Genomic DNA, 18014 nt, shown 5'->3' on the forward strand with positions numbered 1-18014 from the left:
ACGCCACGCAAAATAGGCTTGAGCAGAACCGAATCGCGATATCGGCTTACTTGATCTATGTTAGCGAAAAAAGGCACGAGTAACGATGCGGGGTAATCATTCACGCGAAGAACGCAGCGGATGGCGGAAATCGACTCGAAAGTCAGCAGCCCCGATCGCCAACGCGGGTGGTTTCGGATCGCGAGGTCGTGATCGTCGGCAGCTTGTCTTTCGAGTCAGTGCGTTGGCGACGCTGGCAATCGGGCTGGTCGTTATCTTCATTGTTTATCTGCTTCGGCAACCCGACCGCGACGTTCCGCTGATCGCCATTGCGGTTTCCCAATCAGCACCTCGCAACGATTCGGACCCGCTGTCGGCTCCGCCGAATCCGTTTGCATACGAAGACGTTGAGTTGTTTAACAAGTGGTTCAATGCTGACTCCAACCAACACGTTTTGTTTCACGGTCGAGTCGCTGAGCATACTGGCCCGATGGAGCGATCCACGGGAGACGAAAAAACGCTCGTCAATAAAGTGACGCGAGCTATTGCAACGGCCGTCCCAGGTGGCCCAGGCGATGACATGATCGCGGTGTTCCTAACCGCTCATGGCTTGGTCCATGAAAACATACCCTACTTTTTAGTCGGCGACAGCGTTCCCGACGATCCATCGACTTGGGTTTCCGTTAAGTCGCTACTCGATGGAATCGATCAAGAGCTGAAACAACATTCGACGCCAGATTGTCGAGTCATTCTGTTTATCGACGCAATGCGTGGTGGCGATATCTGGGAATGGGGTAAGTTCGATGACTCGTTCACACGAAGATGTCGTGAAGTGACCGAGGATGCAAAAGTCGATCGAATTGCTGTGTTCCTCTCCAGCGATAAGGGCGAGCGAAGTTGGTGGAATCCCGGTCGTGGATCGAGTTTATTTGCGGGAGCGATCATTCAGGCATTTACTGGGAAAGGGGACTTGAACGATGACGGATATGTTACGGTCGGCGAGATTGCCGAAAAACTTCGCTCGCAAGTTTCGACCGAAGCGGAAGTGATTTGGTCAGCTTCTCAGCATCCGTTGTTACTCGGCGAAGCAGCGAGATCATGGAAAGTGATCCAGCAGCCTCGAGAACTGCCTTCCCCCGTGATCGATCCCGTCGATACCGATCGCTTGGCTAAGACGTTTGATCGCATCGATCGTTTATGGCAACGTCACAATCAACTCGAAAAACACTCGCATCCTCCATTGGCGACCAATCCGGTCGCGTGGTCCGTATTGGAGAAGCACTTGGCGAGACTCGATCAATTGGCGTTGTCGGGTAAGCATTACATGAGTGAACAAGAGGACTTGCTCGGCAGTTGCGATAAAGTGCTCAGCGAATTTGAAAGCGGCTCACCCGCTGCACCGAGCCCAATCGATTTACCCGAACTTCGCTTGGTCGACTACTTCCATGACCCGATGCCAATCAGCGAAGCTCAACGCGAATTCTACAATGCTTGGGCAAAAGAACCTCTCGCCCAGAAAATTCAAGTTCCCGAGGGGGTGGATGAAGAGAGCATCATCCGACTTCTATGGCCTTGGCTTGAAGAGCGATCGTTCCAGCCCGAAGCGATGCAAGCTGCGGTCCAATTGATCGACAAGTCAAAGGTTGCCGAGAATACTCCTGCCCGGTTTTTGGAAACGCATCTAATCCGACTGATGACTGCAGATGATCTTTCAGGCGTTGAACCTGACGTTGCGAAGTGGGTGGCCGAGACGAATCGTGCCAGCCGTGATGCCATCTTGACGCCCGATCTACGTGCCTACTTTTGGATTCGTCAACCTTCGATACAGGCGGATCTGCTTCGCATGAATGACGTTGATCGCGTCTTCTCACCAGGTGCGAATAAAGGGGCCGGTGATCGACTTGAACGAATGCGAGGCAGTCAATATGCAGAACTCGTCCGCCAAGGGGAATCGGTTTCAATGGCGTATCGCCTGAGGGATCAAATGCTGCACGAGATTCCGCGTCTATCGCAAACGTTGCTTTCGGATGTTGGTGCGTTTCTCGACGAAGAAAAAGCAAGCCGATCGATCCCGTTGATCGTAAACGCCACCCGTGAAGCGAATTGCTTGGCTGCGAAATTGCGTCTCGCCGAAATCGGTAGCTTGACGAACCCCTCGACCGCCGTTTCCGATGTCGTCATCCAGACCGAGCAAGCGTCAAAAGCCTTTGAAAAATTACGCGGCCGATTGGACGAACGAGTACGGTCCGTTTCACAGAATGTCGCTGGTGACGAACGAGGACTTCGGCAATCGGTGGCACTGCTCCATGGGGCCGCTGTCAATCATGCAGACCAACGCCGTAGCATCCACACTCGAATCCTCGAAATGGTCAAGCCACTAAGCGTTCGCTCAAGCGAGTTGGTTGTGACCGCTGGCAGCGAATCCGCGAAGAATGGCGATCACTCGGGACAGGCGATCGAAACCGATGAACTCGACCGCGTCGTGATGATTGAAAAGACCCATCCGTGGGTTTATTGGCTGAATCAATGTCAACAGTGGACTTGTGACGATCAACTGCCTCCAACCAGCGACAAGAATACGCTCGCAAGAGCCAGCGCCGTCAGCGACACTTCGCTCGTCGAGCAGGGTGGCGTCGTTCGCGAGACCTCTCGTCGATTGACCACCGACAATTACCTTCCGACTCTCGAGCAGCCCGAGATCTTGACGAATGAGGGCAAAAGTATCGCCGCCGTACGGCAATCGGTTGATGACTTGGATGCGCGTTTAAGATCGCAAACGTTCTTGTTGACTTACCGAAACCAGAATGTGCAACGAGCTGGACAAGCTCGCTTTGATCTCGATGTTCGCTTGTTTACGCTCGAACACGCAGCACGCACACTGAATGAATTTTGGTGTGAAGCAAGACCAAGCGAATTTGCTTTTTGCGTCTCTGCTGCGACTCGGCTTCTACAATCGGGAGGATTCCGCTTGACGCATCGCATCGATAACGTTGATTTGGACGATCGCGTCCGAAACTGTGAAAAATCGATCGATGATCGCTCAACGCTTAAGGCCAAACCGATTGGTGAGTTTGCCAATGGGGCATTGTTGAATCTAGTGAGTGACAAGCCAGTCGACTTTGAATTCGAATGCCCAGCCGTTTTACCGAGCGGTAGCATTAGCATTCGTACTCGGGCGCAGTCTCCGCTATTGGCGAATGAACCATCCAAGGGCGGGCCGTTGTCGACGTCAATCGTCGTCCCGAGTGACATGCAACCTGAGGATGATTTTTTCGAAGTGAAGAGCTTCTTCCGAGGGTTAAGGCGAAACGGTGGAATGTCACTCCGACACATGGGGCAAGCTCAAACGGTCGTATACGAGTTACCTCGATATGACGCTCCAAAAGCCTTCGTCAAAACCGATCCGAAAGCAGCCGAAAGGATTGTGTTTGTGTTCGATTGCTCGTTATCGATGAACAAGTCGTCGGGCAATATGTCTCGGCTCGATGATGCAAGAGAATCCTTAAAAGCTTTTCTGAAAGTCTTGAATGCGCGTCGTGCTAATGTCGGGCTGATCCTATTTGGAAACCGCTATGGATGGGTTCAAGACGAAGATGATCGCTTAGTCAAAGACGCGGCGGCAAGCGGACGCAAATATAAAACCGTGACGATCCGTAATCGGATGCTTGTCCCCCTACCGTCCCTAGCGCTGACGGATACCGATGCTAGACATCACCCCGACACCGACGTCCAGGTCGTTTCGGAGCTATCGCAAATGGATAATGCTCACCTTAATGGATTGATTGGACAACTCAACAATACCAACGCAATCGGTGTCACACCCACCTACTTGGCAATCGACCAAGCCTATGACGTGATCGGTCGTGACCCGGGACACATCATCGTCCTGACCGACGGAAAACCGTTCCTGACCGGCGGACGCCCTTCGCCCGATCGAGCTCGCGCTATCGCAAAATTTCAACAAAGATCGAATAGTGTTCGATTGAGCATCGTGAGTTTCGCGAATACTGACAAACAGCTCGATTTGCGCAGCGACTTCAAGGGGTGTGTGGTCAACGCAAAAGACGGGCGAGAATTGTCCGATTTGCTGGAAAAAACGTTGGCCGAAACGGGGGTGGTTTGGAAAAAGGACAATGAAGCCGCCAGCGACCGAGTCGAGCTGGGGCGAACCGTCGCGATTAAGCGTTGGCCGCCAAGCAACTCGAAAACACTGCCCGGTCAATTGGTTCGCCAGCCACTGCGATATGATGTCCAAGCGACAAGCGGTACAAAGGAACCTGCAAATGCGGCCGTGCGGGTCACAGGAGGCGAGGCGTTTCAATTCGAAGTCCAAGGTGAACAACTAGAGCATATCCCCTTTCCTCGCCATCAACATGTTTTCGAAGAACTAGCGATTGAGGATCAAAGTAGCCGCTTTACCGTCCTGGCATTGCCGCCTGACTTGTCAAACAATCGTGAGTTGACACTCAGGCTAGTCGTCGAAAACGAAAACCGATCGGCCTTTACTCCTCGCCCAAGTGATGTGTGGATTGATTTGGTTGGCTACAATTCGCGAACATCCGAAAAAGCCACGTATTCGATCAGCGTAGCAGAGTTTGAACTGAATCAGCCCGTGCCCGTACTGATATGCCGCGTCCGCGATTGGCCACTCTGGGCAACACGTGTCCAAATCGATCTGGCACTGCGTTTTGCTGACCCCGAAGCACCTCGTAGTTCTCTATCGCTTGATCGAGCCGGTAGCTTTTCGCTTGCGGAAGTAAAGGATGTCTCGTTCCGCGTTACCAGATCAAGGGGCCAGACACAGCGTTTTACAATCACTGAAACGCATTCACCTGGGGTTGCGACTGAGCGGTTGCGGATCCAGAGCGACCCGATGCCCGACGAACTCGAAACGCGATACTACCCCAATGATGGAATCGTTGTTCGCGATTTTAGCTATTCACAAACGCCAGACGATTTGCAAGTCTTCGTAACCGAGAAAGACAAGATTATCGAAGGGGCAACCGTCCGAGCAAGAGGAAGCATCGCGGTCAGCCGAGGACGCTAACTCGCTCGTCTATCTATCAAGAACTTGAAACCTAGATAGTGGAAGATTTTGAGTGAATCGATAGGGAAGTTGCAAAGCAATAATCCACTACTTACTATTTCGGCCTGATCAAATTTCGGCCTGATCAAACAATACGCCCCCAAAACCGGTTGATATGGCCCTCGCCGTTGACGCAAATGAAAGTATTGTCCAGCCGGCAGTTGAGATAGGGCCAGTCTTGGCCAACAACAGCAAAGCACCATGTCAGTACGATTTCCTAGATGCCAAGTATCTGTCATGCCTTCCGCATGTATTGCCTCAGCTGAATCTGGAGTTTGCCGCTGATCGGATTATTCGATTGTCCGAAGGAGGGCTTTACGATGACACGATCTCGACGAACATTTGCCGCCCATGAAAAAGCCGCGGTTGTGAAGCGATACTTGGTCGACAATGTTCCCGTTTCCGACCTCTGCGACGCTCCTTGGGCTACAACCCATGCAAATCTACTAATGGCAGAAGCAGCTCTTTGGCAACGCGAAAGACAAAAAGATCGAGGCCCTCGAAGCTAAGATCCAGCTCAAAAACGAAGTCGTCGCTGAACTTCTTCAGGAGCACGTTCAGCTAAAAAAAGGGCTCTAACCCGGATGATTCATGGGCTTGCAAATTGTTTTGCTAACGTCTACGCCTTCAAGCGTTTACGTTCATTGCTCGAAAAACAGTCTGCGTATTAGCCGTTTTGGCGTTAGCGGGCTGTCGATTTAATCGGTTTGACTCGACTGATTGTTTAACGCCAAGCCATAGGCGACCGCTTATGGAAAAGCTGTCGCCTTCGGCTAGGCGTTAAACGATTAAATCGACAGGCCGCTATCGCCAAAACGGCTAATGAATAATCCGGGCTAAGCAAGTTACTCCTCAGCAGAGCCAGGCCGGAGGCCGAAACATCCTTGCCGGTGAGCGTGAGCCACCGGGATGGCGATTAACGCTGCTTTGCTCGGTCGAAGGTCGGCCACGGATTTCACGAATGGACACGAATTACCGCGAGGTTCCCGGAATGGTGTTCATTCGTTCGATTCGTGGCTTGTTTCTTGATGCTTTCGTGGCTGATGAATGCCGCGTTGTTTGCTACGTTGGAGGTCGTTCGCTCGATCTTGCTTGCCGCTGCCAATGCCTAGCTTCCACCGCATAAGCCTGGTTCCAATTCTCCGGTTCTCTGACGCGTGGATGCAGGCACTGAAGTGTGGGGGCCGTGACAACCTATATTTCGACGACGATACGGCCCGAGACACCGCCTGCTAGAATTCGCTCAACCCATGCAGGCATCTGGTCCAATGATGCTAGCGTGGCTAGCGATTCAAGGCCATCGAGTTTCCAATCGCCCGATAGTTTTTCCCACACGATTTTTCGTTTTGGCATCGGGCACATCGCTGAATCAATTCCGGCCAGCGTAATCCCACGAAGAATAAACGGATGAACGGTCGTGTTGAGTTCCGCGCCTCCGGTCACGCCCATTGCCGCTACACAACCACGATAGGAAATCATCTTCAAAACGGTTGCCAACATCGATCCACCGACCGTGTCGATTGCACCAGCATACTTGCCACTTAGCAGCGGTCGTTTACTGTCGTCAATAAAGTCGCTGCGGTTGAGCACTTCGCTGACACCACGATCGATGAGCGATTGATGGTGATCTTTCTTGCCAGTCACCGCTGCGATCTTAAAACCAAGTTTCCGAAGGATCTCGATCGAAACACTTGCGACACCACCCGTAGCACCGGTGACAAGAATGGTTCCTGATTCAGGCGTGACTTCATGGTTCAAGAGTGCCATGACCGACTGCGCAGCCGTGAAGCCTGCGGTTCCGAGCGTCATCGCCTCGGTAGGAGAGAGAGTATTGGGCAATGGCAATACCCACGACGCGGGGACATCGATGAACTCAGCCCAGCCGCCGAAGTGGCCAACGCCGAGGTCATTGCCGGTAACGATAACTTGATCGCCAACCGAGAACGTTGCATCGTCGCTCGCAATGACCTCTCCGACCGAGTCGATCCCAGGGATGTGAGGAAACTTACGGACGATTCCTGGGTTACCTGTCGCCGCCATCGCATCTTTGAAATTCAGTGAAGACAATTGCACGCGGATGCGAACGCGGGGTATCGTTTCGCCTGGCTTCGATTTCGCGGCGCAGTAGGCTGCCGCCGCATCGTCTAAAACAGAAATCGGCTTTGATGTCACGCCCGCTATCAGATTGCCTTGGTCGTCCTTGTCGACGAAGTAACATCGCATTTGGTCACTCATGTCATTTTCCTTTTGTCGTTGTTGTGTTGATGTTCGTTAAATCACGTGGGCAACGCCCCGCGAGTCACCGGTAGAAACATGCGACCCGACGGGCACGCGGTCAAACGGAAACTCAATCCTTATCGGCCCGCAGCACGGAGATGAAGGCCTTTTGAGGGATGTTGACCGTTCCAAATTGTTTCATCTTGGCCTTGCCCTTTTTCTGTTTATCAAGCAACTTGTTCTTTCGCGTCACATCGCCACCGTAAAGCTTTGCGGTGACATCTTTTCGGAACGGTTGAATGGTTGCTCGCGCAATGATCGTGCCACCAATTGCGCCTTGGATTGGGATTTTGAACTGGTGACGCGGAATCGCTTCGGCAAGTTGTTCACAATAGTGCAAAGCACGCGCTCGTGATTTCTCGCGGTGGACGAGGTACGACAACGCGTCGACCGGTTCTTTATTGACCAAAATATCGACCTTCACCACATCGGTTTTGCGGTATTCAATTGGCTCATAGTCAAACGATCCGTAGCCGCGAGTGATCATTTTTAGTTTGCCATAAAAATCAAAGAGGACTTCACCGAGTGGCATCTCACTGCTGACTTCCACTCGTCCGGCAGACAAGTAGTTCATCGTCGGATTCTCCGAACGATGTTCCCGACAGAGTTCCATCACGGGACCGACATATTCTTCGGGAGTCAAGATCGAAGCCTTAATGTAGGGCTCACTCGCGGAATCAATATTCGTCGGATCCGGCCAATAGGTAGGGTTGTCCACTTCGATTGTTGAGCCATCTTTTAAGTTGAGCTTGTACTTGACCGAAGGAGCTGAGATGACCAACCCCAAATCGAACTCTCGCTGCAAGCGTTCTTGAATGACATCCAAATGGAGTAGTCCTAAAAAGCCACAGCGAAACCCGAACCCGAGTGCCGCCGAACTGTCTTTCTCGTAGGTCAATGCAGCATCGTTGATCGCCAACTTGTCGAGTGCTTTGGTTAGGTCGCCGTACTCGTCGGTGCTCATCGGATAGACCGAGGAAAAAACGACCTGTTTGGCGGGTTGATAGCCAGGGATCGGCTCCGAAGCGGGGCGATCGACGAGCGTAATCGTATCACCGATTTCGATATCTTGAACACTCTTTACACCCGCTACGATATAGCCCACCTCGCCGACGCTAAGCTGTTTTTTCGGTTTCAATTTGAATTGGTTGTAGCCAAGCTCATCGATCTTGTAGTCTTTTTCGGCGTGCATGAAGTGAATCGTTTGCCCTGTCTTGAGCGTTCCTTCCATTACCCGGCACTGCAAAATAACGCCTCGGTATTTGTCGAAATGCGCATCGAAAACCAATGCCTTTAGCGGAGCATTTGGGTCGCCTTGCGGGGGCGGAAGATGTTTGACAATGCCGGCGAGCACATCCTCGATACCGACACCTGTTTTTGCAGAGACGGGAATGGCGACAAAGGGGTCAAGTCCCAAGTCCTCATCAATCTCCTCGCGAACCCGGTCAACGTCAGCCGCTGGTAGGTCAATCTTGTTAATGACTGGCAACAACGCCAAGTCGTACTCTAACGCCAGATACAGATTTGCCACCGTTTGTGCTTCGACACCTTGCGAGGCATCGATGACGATCAAAGCACCTTCGCAAGCCATCAACGAGCGGCGAACTTCATGCGAAAAGTCGACGTGGCCAGGAGTGTCGATCAGGTTCAACAAGTATTCTTGACCATCCGGTGCGGTGTAGTCAAGCGTGATCGTATTGCTCTTGATGGTGATCCCCCGTTCTCGTTCGATATCCATCGAATCGAGCATCTGGTCATGGAACTCTCGCAGCGAAACACCACCACAAGCCTGGATTAAACGATCAGCCAATGTTGACTTTCCGTGGTCGATATGGGCGATAATGCAAAAGTTGCGAATCGGTTTCATGCAATATAATCTTTGAGAACTGGGGTCACCTGGAGCGTTTATCGTAGTAAACTACCGATGATTTTGACAGGGACCGTAGGCTAGTGCTTTGTCACAACTTGATTTTTGGCTTGGCAAAAGAGTGGCCGGGGCCTCTTGCCCCCGAAAGCTGCGACTGCAAGCCACTGCGACGAAAGACCGTAACCCTAAATTCTTAGTTGTGACAAAGCACTCGTTGAGGCTTTCGTTGAGCCGCACGCCCCTCGGGACGCGTGTGATGTCGGGCATCGCAAGGCGTTGCCCATGCGGTTTGATACAAATGGACAGGAGAATCGAGAATGTCACAAAGAGCTGTATTAGCAGGCGGATGTTTTTGGGGAATGCAAGATTTGATTCGAAAAATGCCTGGAATCGAGAGCACTCGCGTTGGCTACACGGGGGGCGAAATTCCCAACGCAACCTATCGCAACCATGGAAATCATGCCGAAGGCATTGAGATCCTCTTCGATCCTGAGATCATTTCCTATCGAGAATTACTGGAGTTTTTCTTTCAAATCCACGATCCCACCACTCCAAATCGTCAAGGCAACGACCGCGGGGCATCCTATCGTTCCGCAATTTATTACGTGGATGAACAGCAGAGGCAAATTGCGATCGATACGATTGCGGATGTGAACGCGTCTGGGATTTGGCCGGGGGAAGTGGTCACCGAAGTCGAACCGGTCGGCGATTTCTGGGAAGCGGAACCCGAACACCAAGACTATTTAGAACGAATTCCAAATGGGTACACGTGTCACTTTGTGCGGCCCAATTGGGTTTTGCCAAGACGGTCTGCTAGACGTTGGTAAGTCGCCTCGCCGTTTGGTGTCCTTTCGTCGCCTTGGCCGCCCTGCTCTCCGAACGGATACCCTCTTCGCCTGGGGAGCGAAGGTTGGCCTGGGCTAAGCGGAGGGCACTATCCGCTCGGAGAGCTACCCGACGTTGCGACGATGCTGCGACAAACGTCAATCGCGACTAATAAAAATCGCGGTCTCGGTCTGATCGCGAAGCTTCGGGAAACCAGTCTTTCAGGATCGGAACCGATCGTAAAAATGGTATCAGTATGCCTCCGACCGAAGTAACTCCTGTCAATTGCTGGTCGAGCGCCTGGTGGAATTCGGCTTTCGATTCGATCGTACTCAACCGTTCAATTTTGGGCTGAACAAACAGGCTCAGCCCGCTGAGTGCCGAATTGTTTAGCATCGCCATTATCCCCGATTGATCACTGATCGACTTTTCGAGCGATTCCATTCGCGTCGCCCAATTTTCAGCCAGTTCCTTTTCGACCCAATATCCATCAACCAACTGGTACGTGGCCGTCTGCTGGTTTTCGTTGAGCGATCGAGTAACAATCATTTCTTTGGCCCCTTCGGGCTCCGCCTCACCCGATTGATTGCTATTCTCATCTGGGTCCATCGGTTCGTCCATTTCATACTCATACATATCGTCATCGTCCATTTCGTCATAGCCATAAGGCGAATTGCTCCTCGCTGCTCCTAATTGGTAACTCGGTTGCACAGGCTGCATCACCTCCGCGACCTGTTTCCAATAGGGAGCCAACTTCGCGTCACGGGCGACCAACCAATCGCGAAACGGTTCGCTACGAAGCGATTCGATATCGAGTGTATCGGGTGAGAACGCCGTTTTGAGTAGACCTGCGGAAGCTAACAAAAGATCTCGAAAGTAGGATTCCGTGGAATCATCGAGCGACTTGACTCGAGGATGACTAAGCAGATAGTTTTGATGAGACAGAACGAAATCGCCGAGCGAATACAGCGGAGCAAAGTTCGACGGAATGGCCGCAGGATCCATTTTCTCCGCCGCCGCTTTGACAAGCGAATCGATGTCCTTTCGATACTTTGGCGGAAAGGAATCGTATGCTGCAAGGAGTGCGTGGCCGCTGGCCGCTTGAGTTTCATAGTGCTGCAACGCAGTGATGGCATCCGCACCACTCCCTAGCGGTTCATACGCGGGTGCCGCAGGTGGCGAAGGAATCGGATCGGGAGCGGGCGCATTGGCTTGTTCCACTTGCCCTTTGAGTTGAACGATTCGCTCTTGTAACTGACTCGCTTTGTTGTTTCCTAACTTTTGTGCTTGAATACGGCTATCGCTTCGCAGATTCGTCAATTCGACCGAGACACGGCGTCCGTCACCGAGCAATAGGATCGCGTTGTCCTCCCAAATGCCGAGCAGTTCGGCCTCGACTTGATAGTTGCCCCGTAGCCCAACCCACGTTTCCGCTTGGGCACGGCTAGCATGGAGTGCAACCGATAGAAAAATGAAGAGAAAGCCCCAAACGATCGTCGCGATCGAAGGAGTACGTTGACTTGGTAGACTTCGGATGAAAATAATTCTCGGGTTGGACATTGTTAAAGCAGCAAGAATGAAGGGTGAAGATAGGCGGGAAAAAACCAAGCTACGGTAGTTTTTCGTGTCATTAGGCAACACGGGCTACCTAGAAAACGATTATATTAGAGATCGCCCTGCTTTGCTTGAGGCATCTGCAGCGAACGATAGTTTATTTTTTTGGGCCTCTGTCGTGGCTGGGGGCATCCAGCCCCGGCAGACAGCTTAAGCAAGGGGGGGGAGAGAAACCCCAGCCGCACCGAAGCGTCGCGCCCAGTTATTACGATCCCCATTTGGCATGCTGCAAGGAGCAAATTTTGAGTGAGATTGTTGAAACGGTACCGTTTGATGCTAAACGAATCGGCGAATTAAAAAACAAATACTACAACGCGACGGTTGTTCACCGCATCGATACCCATCCCGATCTCGCTCGATTCCGAATCCGGCCTGACAAGCCGTTTCCGCCCTTCGAGCCAGGCCAATTCGTCTCCTTGGGGATCGGGAATTGGGAAAATCGCGTCGAAGATACGCAAGAGGAAGCGTTAACCGAAAAGGATTGGGCCAAGTGTATTCAGCGGGCCTATTCGATCTCTTGCCCAATGCTCGATGAGCACGGCAATCTCGCGACCGTCAATGACGTCGACTACTTGGAATTCTACGTCACGCTTGTCCGGCACGCCGATCCCGGCCAGCCGCCTCCGGTCGTGACGCCCCGGTTGTTTGGCTGTGGCATTGGCGACCGCTTGATGATTGGCAAAAAAATCGTCGGTCACTACACGATCGGCAGCATTAACCCCGATGATACGATTCTAATGCTCAGCACTGGAACGGGCGAAGCGCCGCATAACGCAATGGCTGCTCATTTGTTGTCCAACAACCACCGCGGGCGGATTGTCAATGCGACATCGGTTCGCAATCGTATCGACTTGGCCTATACCGCAGAGCACGCGAGGTTGATGGACCAGTATTCCCAATATTGTTACCTACCGTTCTCAACACGTGATCCCGAGAACATCGACGCCAACCATCCTGGCTATGTTGGCAAGCAATATTTGCAAGAGCTTTTTGTCTCAGGCAAGTTGGCCGAAATGGCGGACGATCCACTCGATCCAAAGAACACGCATGTCTTTCTATGTGGCAATCCTGCGATGATCGGCTACGTGCCGCCGGGAGCGGAGCCACCCTCGGCAACTGGCATGCTACCCCTGTTAAAAGAAGCTGGATTCAAAGACGATCACGATTATGAGGGGCCCGGTTCGATTCGTTTTGAAAAGTATTGGTGACCGATTGCCGCACTTACTTTTCACTGTCCTTTAGACCCGGTACAACGTCAGGATAACAACCGTAATACAAATGAACGGACGATACCGTCCATCTCTAACATTTCAACCACTTAGGCGAGCAACGCGATCATGAATCTTAACAAAACTATCGCACTTATTCTTGGCGGCGGGCGAGGAACTCGATTATTTCCGCTGACCAAAATTCGTGCCAAGCCTGCTGTGCCTCTGGCCGCAAAGTATCGTTTGATCGATATCCCCATCAGTAATTGCATCAACAGCAATCTGAACCGCGTGTACGTGCTGACTCAGTTTCTTTCCGAAAGCCTGCACCGACACCTTCGGCAAACCTATCACTTCGATCATTTTAGTGGCGGTTTTGTCGAGTTGCTGGCGGCGCAGCAAACGGTCGAAGAGGGAACCGATTGGTATCAGGGCACCGCCGATGCCGTTCGCAAAAACTTGGTCCACCTCGAAGAGGATTGGATCGAGCATGTATTGATTCTATCGGGTGACCAATTGTACCGAATGGACTTCCGCGAAATGATGCAAACCCACATCGATTCGGGGGCGGACGCTACGATTGCCGGGATCCCCGTTTCGCGAAAAGATGCCTCCGCCTTGGGCATCATGCAAGTTGACAATGAAGGCCAAGTTCGCGGCTTTGTCGAAAAACCACAAACCGATGAAGAATTGGCGACCGTTCGCATGGACCCCGCTTGGATCGATGCGCATGGTATTCCCAGCCACGGTCGAGATTGCTTGGCAAGCATGGGACTCTACATTTTCAATAAAGACGTGATGGTCGATCTGCTCAAGAACACCGAGCATGAGGATTACGGAAAAGGCATTTTTCCCGAAGCGATCAAGTCGCACAAAGTGCAATTGCACCTGTTCGATGGTTACTGGGAAGACATTGGAACGATCCGTGCGTTTTACGAAGCGAACCTTGGATTGGCAGGCAAAAACCCACCGTTTGATCTTCGCAACAAAGATGCTCCGATCTACAGTCGACCACGCTACCTGCCTCCGACCTTGATGGGCAAAACAACGATCCACAACAGCTTGATTGCGGATGGATGTAAGATCGGTGACAACGTCACGATTGAGAATAGTGTAATCGGGCTGCGGACGGTGATCGGTGATAACGTCACGATCAAGGATTCCGTCGTGATGGGAGCCGATGAAATCGAAAAGGATCTCAGTTTGCTACCCCCCGGTATGCTGCCAACCGGGATCGGCAGCAATAGTTACATCAGCGGTGCGATCTTGGACAAGAATTGTCGGATCGGCGAAAACGTTCGCATCACCAACGAAGCGGACCAAGACCATCAAGGCGAAGACACTCCGCTACAGATTCGTGATGGCATTTCGATCGTGATCAAGAATGCCCAAATCGAAAATGGGTTTAAGGCGTAGCGGGTTTCTCCTGCTTCCCATTCTTCTCGCTGGCAGTTCGGTAGTCGACCACATCCCAAACCAATCCGGTTGCTCTTAGTAGCCGGATCGCTTGCCACGTGATGTCGAATTCCCACCACTTATGACCATGTTTGGCCATTCTCGGGTAAGCGTGGTGGTTGTTGTGCCAACCTTCGCCATAAGCAACGATCGCGACCAACCAATTGTTCCGGCTGTCGTCGCTCGTCTCATAATTCTTGTAGCCCCAAATGTGCGATGCGCTATTGACCATCCAAGTTGCATGAAGGACTAACACAAGTCGTACGAACATCCCCCAAACGACAAGCGATGTACCGAGTTGGACGCCCTCCAAGGCATAGCCGATTCCGAACAGGATAAAACCTGTGAGAATGTGTAGCGGCAAAAACATGACGTCCAAAATTCGCATTCCGCGTTGCTTATACAAATCGGGGACCCATCGTTTCAGGTACGCTGCTCGGTTGCCGTTATGGGTATGGAAGGCGAGCCAAAAGACGTGCGACCACCATCCGCCATCATGCGGCGAATGCGGGTCACCTTCTTGGTCGCTATGCGCATGATGTTTACGGTGGTCCGCAACCCAATCGAGCGGTGACCCTTCGCCCGCCAACGTTCCAATGGTGGCAAACGTGTAACGCACCCAGGGATACGTTTTCATCCCCGTATGCGTTAGCAACCGGTGGTAGCCCAAGCAGATCCCCAAGCTGCCGGTGACCCAGTGCAAAAAGAACATGGTCGCGATACCTGCCCACGAAAAGGTGTAAGAAAACGTGAACGGAACACTCAAGACGACCAAATGAGCGACGGTCAACCAGCCGATTGCCCAAGGACTCAAATTGTTCCAGCGGCGGCGGTCGGCAGCATTTGCATTGGTGTTCGTTTGCTTCGCAGCCGATGGGGCATCGCTGGCATTCTCCACTCCAGCACGGATCGTGTCACGACTTGTTGGCTTTTCAAATTTCGAAGCCTTGCCGGCAGTCTTGCTAGCAAATCGCTTGGATTTCTTAGGACGATTTTGTTTTGTAGGTGGCTGAATGACCGAAGCCATAAGGGTCTCCCGAACGATGTTTCATAGTAAAAAGGGGAACGGATAGTTTCATTCAAGCTCGATTCTAGCGATGACGGCAATCGCTTCTGTCACACCCCGACCCAGGTTTTGTAACGAAAACGTAAAACTTGGCGATTGTCGTTGAGGCTTGATTTTTCCGCTCAGGCCACATCCTTTGGCGATTTCGTTTAAAATGCGAATCTTGCGGTTTAGCGAGAAAAGAGACGTCACCGCGTTGCCAAGCGGCTAATACAAAACATTGAAACGCCCGCGATCAGGAATCTTGTGCCAACCACTCCACCACCTCCGGCTAGAAACCGTACCCCAACCGAGACCTCAGCCGCCGCGGTGGGGGAATTGGCAAAACGAGTGATCGGCAATGTCGAATTGGCGATCGTCGGCAAACGTAAGCAGTTGGTGTTGTCATTGGTGGCCTGGCTTAGCGGTGGCCATCTTCTGCTCGAAGATGTTCCTGGCGTCGCAAAAACGATGCTCGCCCGCGCTCTGGCTCGAAGCTTGGGATGCCATTTCAAGCGAGTGCAATGCACGCCTGATCTGTTGCCAAGTGATGTCACAGGCACTTCGATTTTCAATCAGAAGACGAGCGAGTTCGAATTCCGAGCGGGGCCCGTCTTTACTCAAATCCTGTTGGCCGACGAAATCAATCGAGCCACGCCACGAACGCAGGCGTCGCTTTTAGAAGCGATGGCCGAATCTTGCGTCACGGTCGATGGGACGACGCATTCGTTGGCCAAACCGTTCCTGGTCATCGCCACTCAAAATCCCGTCGACCATGAGGGAACGTTCCCGCTTCCCGAAGCCCAGTTGGACCGATTTATGATGCGGTTCACTCTTGGCTATCCGTCGATGCAAGAGGAACTTCGGATGTTGGAATTGCTCAAGGATGTCCATCCGATCGACCAGCTTCAAGCGGTTGCCAAAGCCGAAGAATTTGTGATGGCCCAATCCGAGATTCGCAAGGTCCACGTCGACCCGAGAGTGCGAGAGTACTTGTTGCAAATTGTTCATCAAACCCGTATGCACAACGACTTAACGCTCGGTGGTAGTCCTCGGGCAACGATCGCATTGTTTCGTTGTTCGCAAGCAATGGCGGCGATACGTGGGCGAGCCTTTGTCTTGCCAGACGACGTGAAACGAATTGTGGCTCCGGTGATGAACCACCGTTTGATCGTGCGTCCGGAAAGTCGGTTGCGAAAGGTAACCGCCGAGAACGTGCTCGAAGAAATCGTCAGCGACATAGCGGTGCCAACCATTGACGCATCCTAAACCAACCATCGAGACTTCATCGGAACGGTTCTCTAAGTTCACGCTCGTCGCCAGCATTTCAGCATTGCTTCTGTTGGGAATGTTGTTCGGCGCTTCGCTTTGGTTGCTGGTCGGAATGGCAACGGCGCTGCTCGTGTTTGCCAATTACTACCTGGCGATCCTGTGGACACGGTCGGTCGTTGCGACACGTCGCGGTGGTGATTGCGAACTCAAGATCGGATCGACTGTATGCATTGAAATCAAACTCAGCAATCGCAGCCGGCTACCGGTGCTATGGGTATTGGTAGAAGATCTATTGCCACGGCGGGCTTTGATGTTCAATCCGCCAGCGCTTGGCGTTGACGGCACTCGAATTCAAGTGATGTTCTTATGGGGGAACCAAACAAAGCACTTGAAGTATGAAATGCAGCTCAATCGTCGTGGCTACTTTCAAATTGGGCCGACGGTTTTAGAAACGGGTGATTTGATGGGTTTGTATCGCCGCTACCGGGTTGGTACCGATCCTCAATACATCACCGTGCTGCCAAACATCATCCCATTGGCTGCTTATGAAATAGGATCGCGCCGACCGATTGGCGAGATAAAGATGCGGGCGAATGTGATGGACGATCCGACCCGACTTCGTGGCATCCGACGTTGGCAACCAGGCGATCCGATGCGCAGCGTTCATTGGGCAGCTACGGCACGAACGGGCACGCTGCATAGCAAAATCTATGAGCCATCCTCAATCGCGGGAGCGACGTTGATCCTGGACCTCCACACGACCAGCAATCCGCAGCAGCATGAGCCGGTCCGCAGCGACTTGGCCATCACAGCAGCAGCTTCGATTGCACACGCATTGCACGACCTGGGTGAACCGTGTGGGTTAGCCACCAACGGGCGAGACGCAGCGGACCGAATTCGCAGCGAAGGTTGGGTAGGCGATTACCGCGTTCGAGGGCAAGCGAGCGAAGCGACGTCGATGCTGGAAAAGAGTGACCGGCTGAGGCCTATCGTCAAGATGGCATCACGAGACACCGCAAACCTGCGTGAAATCGTTTCGACACTTGCTCGTCTCGAACGCAGCGATGGACTCACTCTGTCAGAATTGCTCATCGAATCCGAATCAAGGTTGTCGAGCGAAACCACCATGTTGATACTGCTTCAGCAGTGTGCTCCTGAATCACTTGCAGCGATTCTAGGTTTATCGCGTCGTGGTTGGGCGGTTGCGGTCATGATCAACACGTATGATATCAATGATTACTCCGCAATCGCGGGCCCACTTATCGCGGCTCGCATCCCGACGTTTTATTTATCGTCCGCCGAATCGATTGCCGAAGTATGCCGGCAATCGATATTACGTTAGAATGGCTGCGAATCCCACGTGATTCGCCATTAGCCTATAATTCG

12 protein-coding genes are annotated in these 18014 nt (G+C 52.3%); 8 read left to right on the forward strand and 4 right to left on the reverse strand.

What is annotated here, in order from left to right:
• Positions 1-85: 85 nt before the first annotated feature.
• The 3 genes from Q31b_RS04440 to Q31b_RS27870 all read left to right on the forward strand — a co-directional run bounded on the left by Q31b_RS04440 (position 86) and on the right by Q31b_RS27870 (position 6191).
• Complete coding sequence (locus Q31b_RS04440; protein WP_146598401.1) at positions 86-5026, forward strand: vWA domain-containing protein; 4941 nt, start codon at positions 86-88, stop codon at positions 5024-5026.
• A gap of 359 nt (positions 5027-5385) precedes the next feature.
• Entirely contained in the window at positions 5386-5574 is a 189-nt protein-coding gene (locus tag Q31b_RS04445) for a hypothetical protein (RefSeq protein ID WP_197170896.1), read from the forward strand.
• Between the two features lie 452 nt (positions 5575-6026).
• The gene (locus Q31b_RS27870) at positions 6027-6191 is read left to right on the forward strand and encodes a hypothetical protein (protein ID WP_197170898.1); all 165 of its coding nucleotides are present in this window, start codon (positions 6027-6029) and stop codon (positions 6189-6191) included.
• Between the two features lie 68 nt (positions 6192-6259).
• Here the strand turns inward: Q31b_RS27870 and Q31b_RS04450 are convergent, their stop codons facing one another.
• Positions 6260-7300, reverse strand: a complete 1041-nt coding sequence (locus tag Q31b_RS04450; RefSeq protein ID WP_231617290.1) for an acrylyl-CoA reductase family protein — start codon at positions 7298-7300, stop codon at positions 6260-6262.
• A 112-nt stretch (positions 7301-7412) separates the two neighbouring features.
• Positions 7413-9209: a translation elongation factor 4 gene (gene lepA, locus Q31b_RS04455; protein ID WP_146598402.1), complete on the reverse strand. Its 1797-nt coding sequence runs from the start codon at positions 9207-9209 to the stop codon at positions 7413-7415.
• 317 nt (positions 9210-9526) lie between these two features.
• On the opposite strand from lepA, the gene msrA reads away from it, so the two are divergent.
• Positions 9527-10036 (forward strand): peptide-methionine (S)-S-oxide reductase MsrA, encoded by a 510-nt coding sequence (gene msrA / locus Q31b_RS04460; protein ID WP_146598403.1) that lies wholly within the window; start codon positions 9527-9529, stop codon positions 10034-10036.
• 166 nt (positions 10037-10202) lie between these two features.
• On the opposite strand, the gene Q31b_RS04465 is transcribed toward msrA, so the two are convergent.
• Positions 10203-11594 carry a hypothetical protein gene (locus Q31b_RS04465; RefSeq protein ID WP_146598404.1) on the reverse strand — a complete coding sequence of 464 codons (1392 nt, stop codon included), beginning with the start codon at positions 11592-11594 and terminating at the stop codon, positions 10203-10205.
• Positions 11595-11890: 296 nt separating this feature from the next.
• On the opposite strand from Q31b_RS04465, the gene Q31b_RS04470 reads away from it, so the two are divergent.
• Together Q31b_RS04470 and Q31b_RS04475 are read left to right on the forward strand one after the other, a co-directional pair.
• On the forward strand, positions 11891-12856 hold the full coding sequence (locus Q31b_RS04470; RefSeq protein WP_231617291.1) for a ferredoxin--NADP reductase: 966 nt from the start codon (positions 11891-11893) through the stop codon (positions 12854-12856).
• A 129-nt stretch (positions 12857-12985) separates the two neighbouring features.
• The gene (locus Q31b_RS04475) at positions 12986-14272 is read left to right on the forward strand and encodes a glucose-1-phosphate adenylyltransferase (protein WP_146598405.1); all 1287 of its coding nucleotides are present in this window, start codon (positions 12986-12988) and stop codon (positions 14270-14272) included.
• Here the strand turns inward: Q31b_RS04475 and Q31b_RS04480 are convergent.
• Complete coding sequence (locus tag Q31b_RS04480) at positions 14262-15338, reverse strand: acyl-CoA desaturase (RefSeq protein WP_146598406.1); 1077 nt, start codon at positions 15336-15338, stop codon at positions 14262-14264. The two genes, Q31b_RS04475 and Q31b_RS04480, sit on opposite strands and share 11 nt — an antisense overlap.
• A gap of 273 nt (positions 15339-15611) precedes the next feature.
• Between Q31b_RS04480 and Q31b_RS04485 the strand changes: the two genes are divergently transcribed.
• Positions 15612-16625 (forward strand): AAA family ATPase, encoded by a 1014-nt coding sequence (locus Q31b_RS04485; RefSeq protein WP_390622306.1) that lies wholly within the window; start codon positions 15612-15614, stop codon positions 16623-16625.
• Entirely contained in the window at positions 16612-17970 is a 1359-nt protein-coding gene (locus Q31b_RS04490; RefSeq protein ID WP_231617292.1) for a DUF58 domain-containing protein, read from the forward strand. The genes Q31b_RS04485 and Q31b_RS04490 overlap by 14 nt, the downstream gene beginning before the upstream one ends.
• Positions 17971-18014: the final 44 nt, after the last annotated feature.

Source organism: Novipirellula aureliae (genome assembly GCF_007860185.1).
In the GTDB taxonomy this organism is placed as follows: Bacteria; Planctomycetota; Planctomycetia; order Pirellulales; family Pirellulaceae; genus Novipirellula_A; species Novipirellula_A aureliae.

Excerpts from the sequence above, each read along its gene's own strand:
- Q31b_RS04445 (WP_197170896.1), top strand. The coding sequence starts at position 5,386 with ATGACACGATCTCGACGAACATTTGCCGCCCATGAAAAAGCCGCGGTT.
- msrA (WP_146598403.1), top strand. The coding sequence starts at position 9,527 with ATGTCACAAAGAGCTGTATTAGCAGGCGGATGTTTTTGGGGAATGCAA.
- Q31b_RS04450 (WP_231617290.1), bottom strand. The coding sequence starts at position 7,300 with ATGAGTGACCAAATGCGATGTTACTTCGTCGACAAGGACGACCAAGGC.
- Q31b_RS27870 (WP_197170898.1), top strand. The coding sequence starts at position 6,027 with ATGGACACGAATTACCGCGAGGTTCCCGGAATGGTGTTCATTCGTTCG.
- Q31b_RS04480 (WP_146598406.1), bottom strand. The coding sequence starts at position 15,338 with ATGGCTTCGGTCATTCAGCCACCTACAAAACAAAATCGTCCTAAGAAA.
- Q31b_RS04440 (WP_146598401.1), top strand. The coding sequence starts at position 86 with ATGCGGGGTAATCATTCACGCGAAGAACGCAGCGGATGGCGGAAATCG.
- lepA (WP_146598402.1), bottom strand. The coding sequence starts at position 9,209 with ATGAAACCGATTCGCAACTTTTGCATTATCGCCCATATCGACCACGGA.
- Q31b_RS04465 (WP_146598404.1), bottom strand. The coding sequence starts at position 11,594 with ATGTCCAACCCGAGAATTATTTTCATCCGAAGTCTACCAAGTCAACGT.
- Q31b_RS04475 (WP_146598405.1), top strand. The coding sequence starts at position 12,986 with ATGAATCTTAACAAAACTATCGCACTTATTCTTGGCGGCGGGCGAGGA.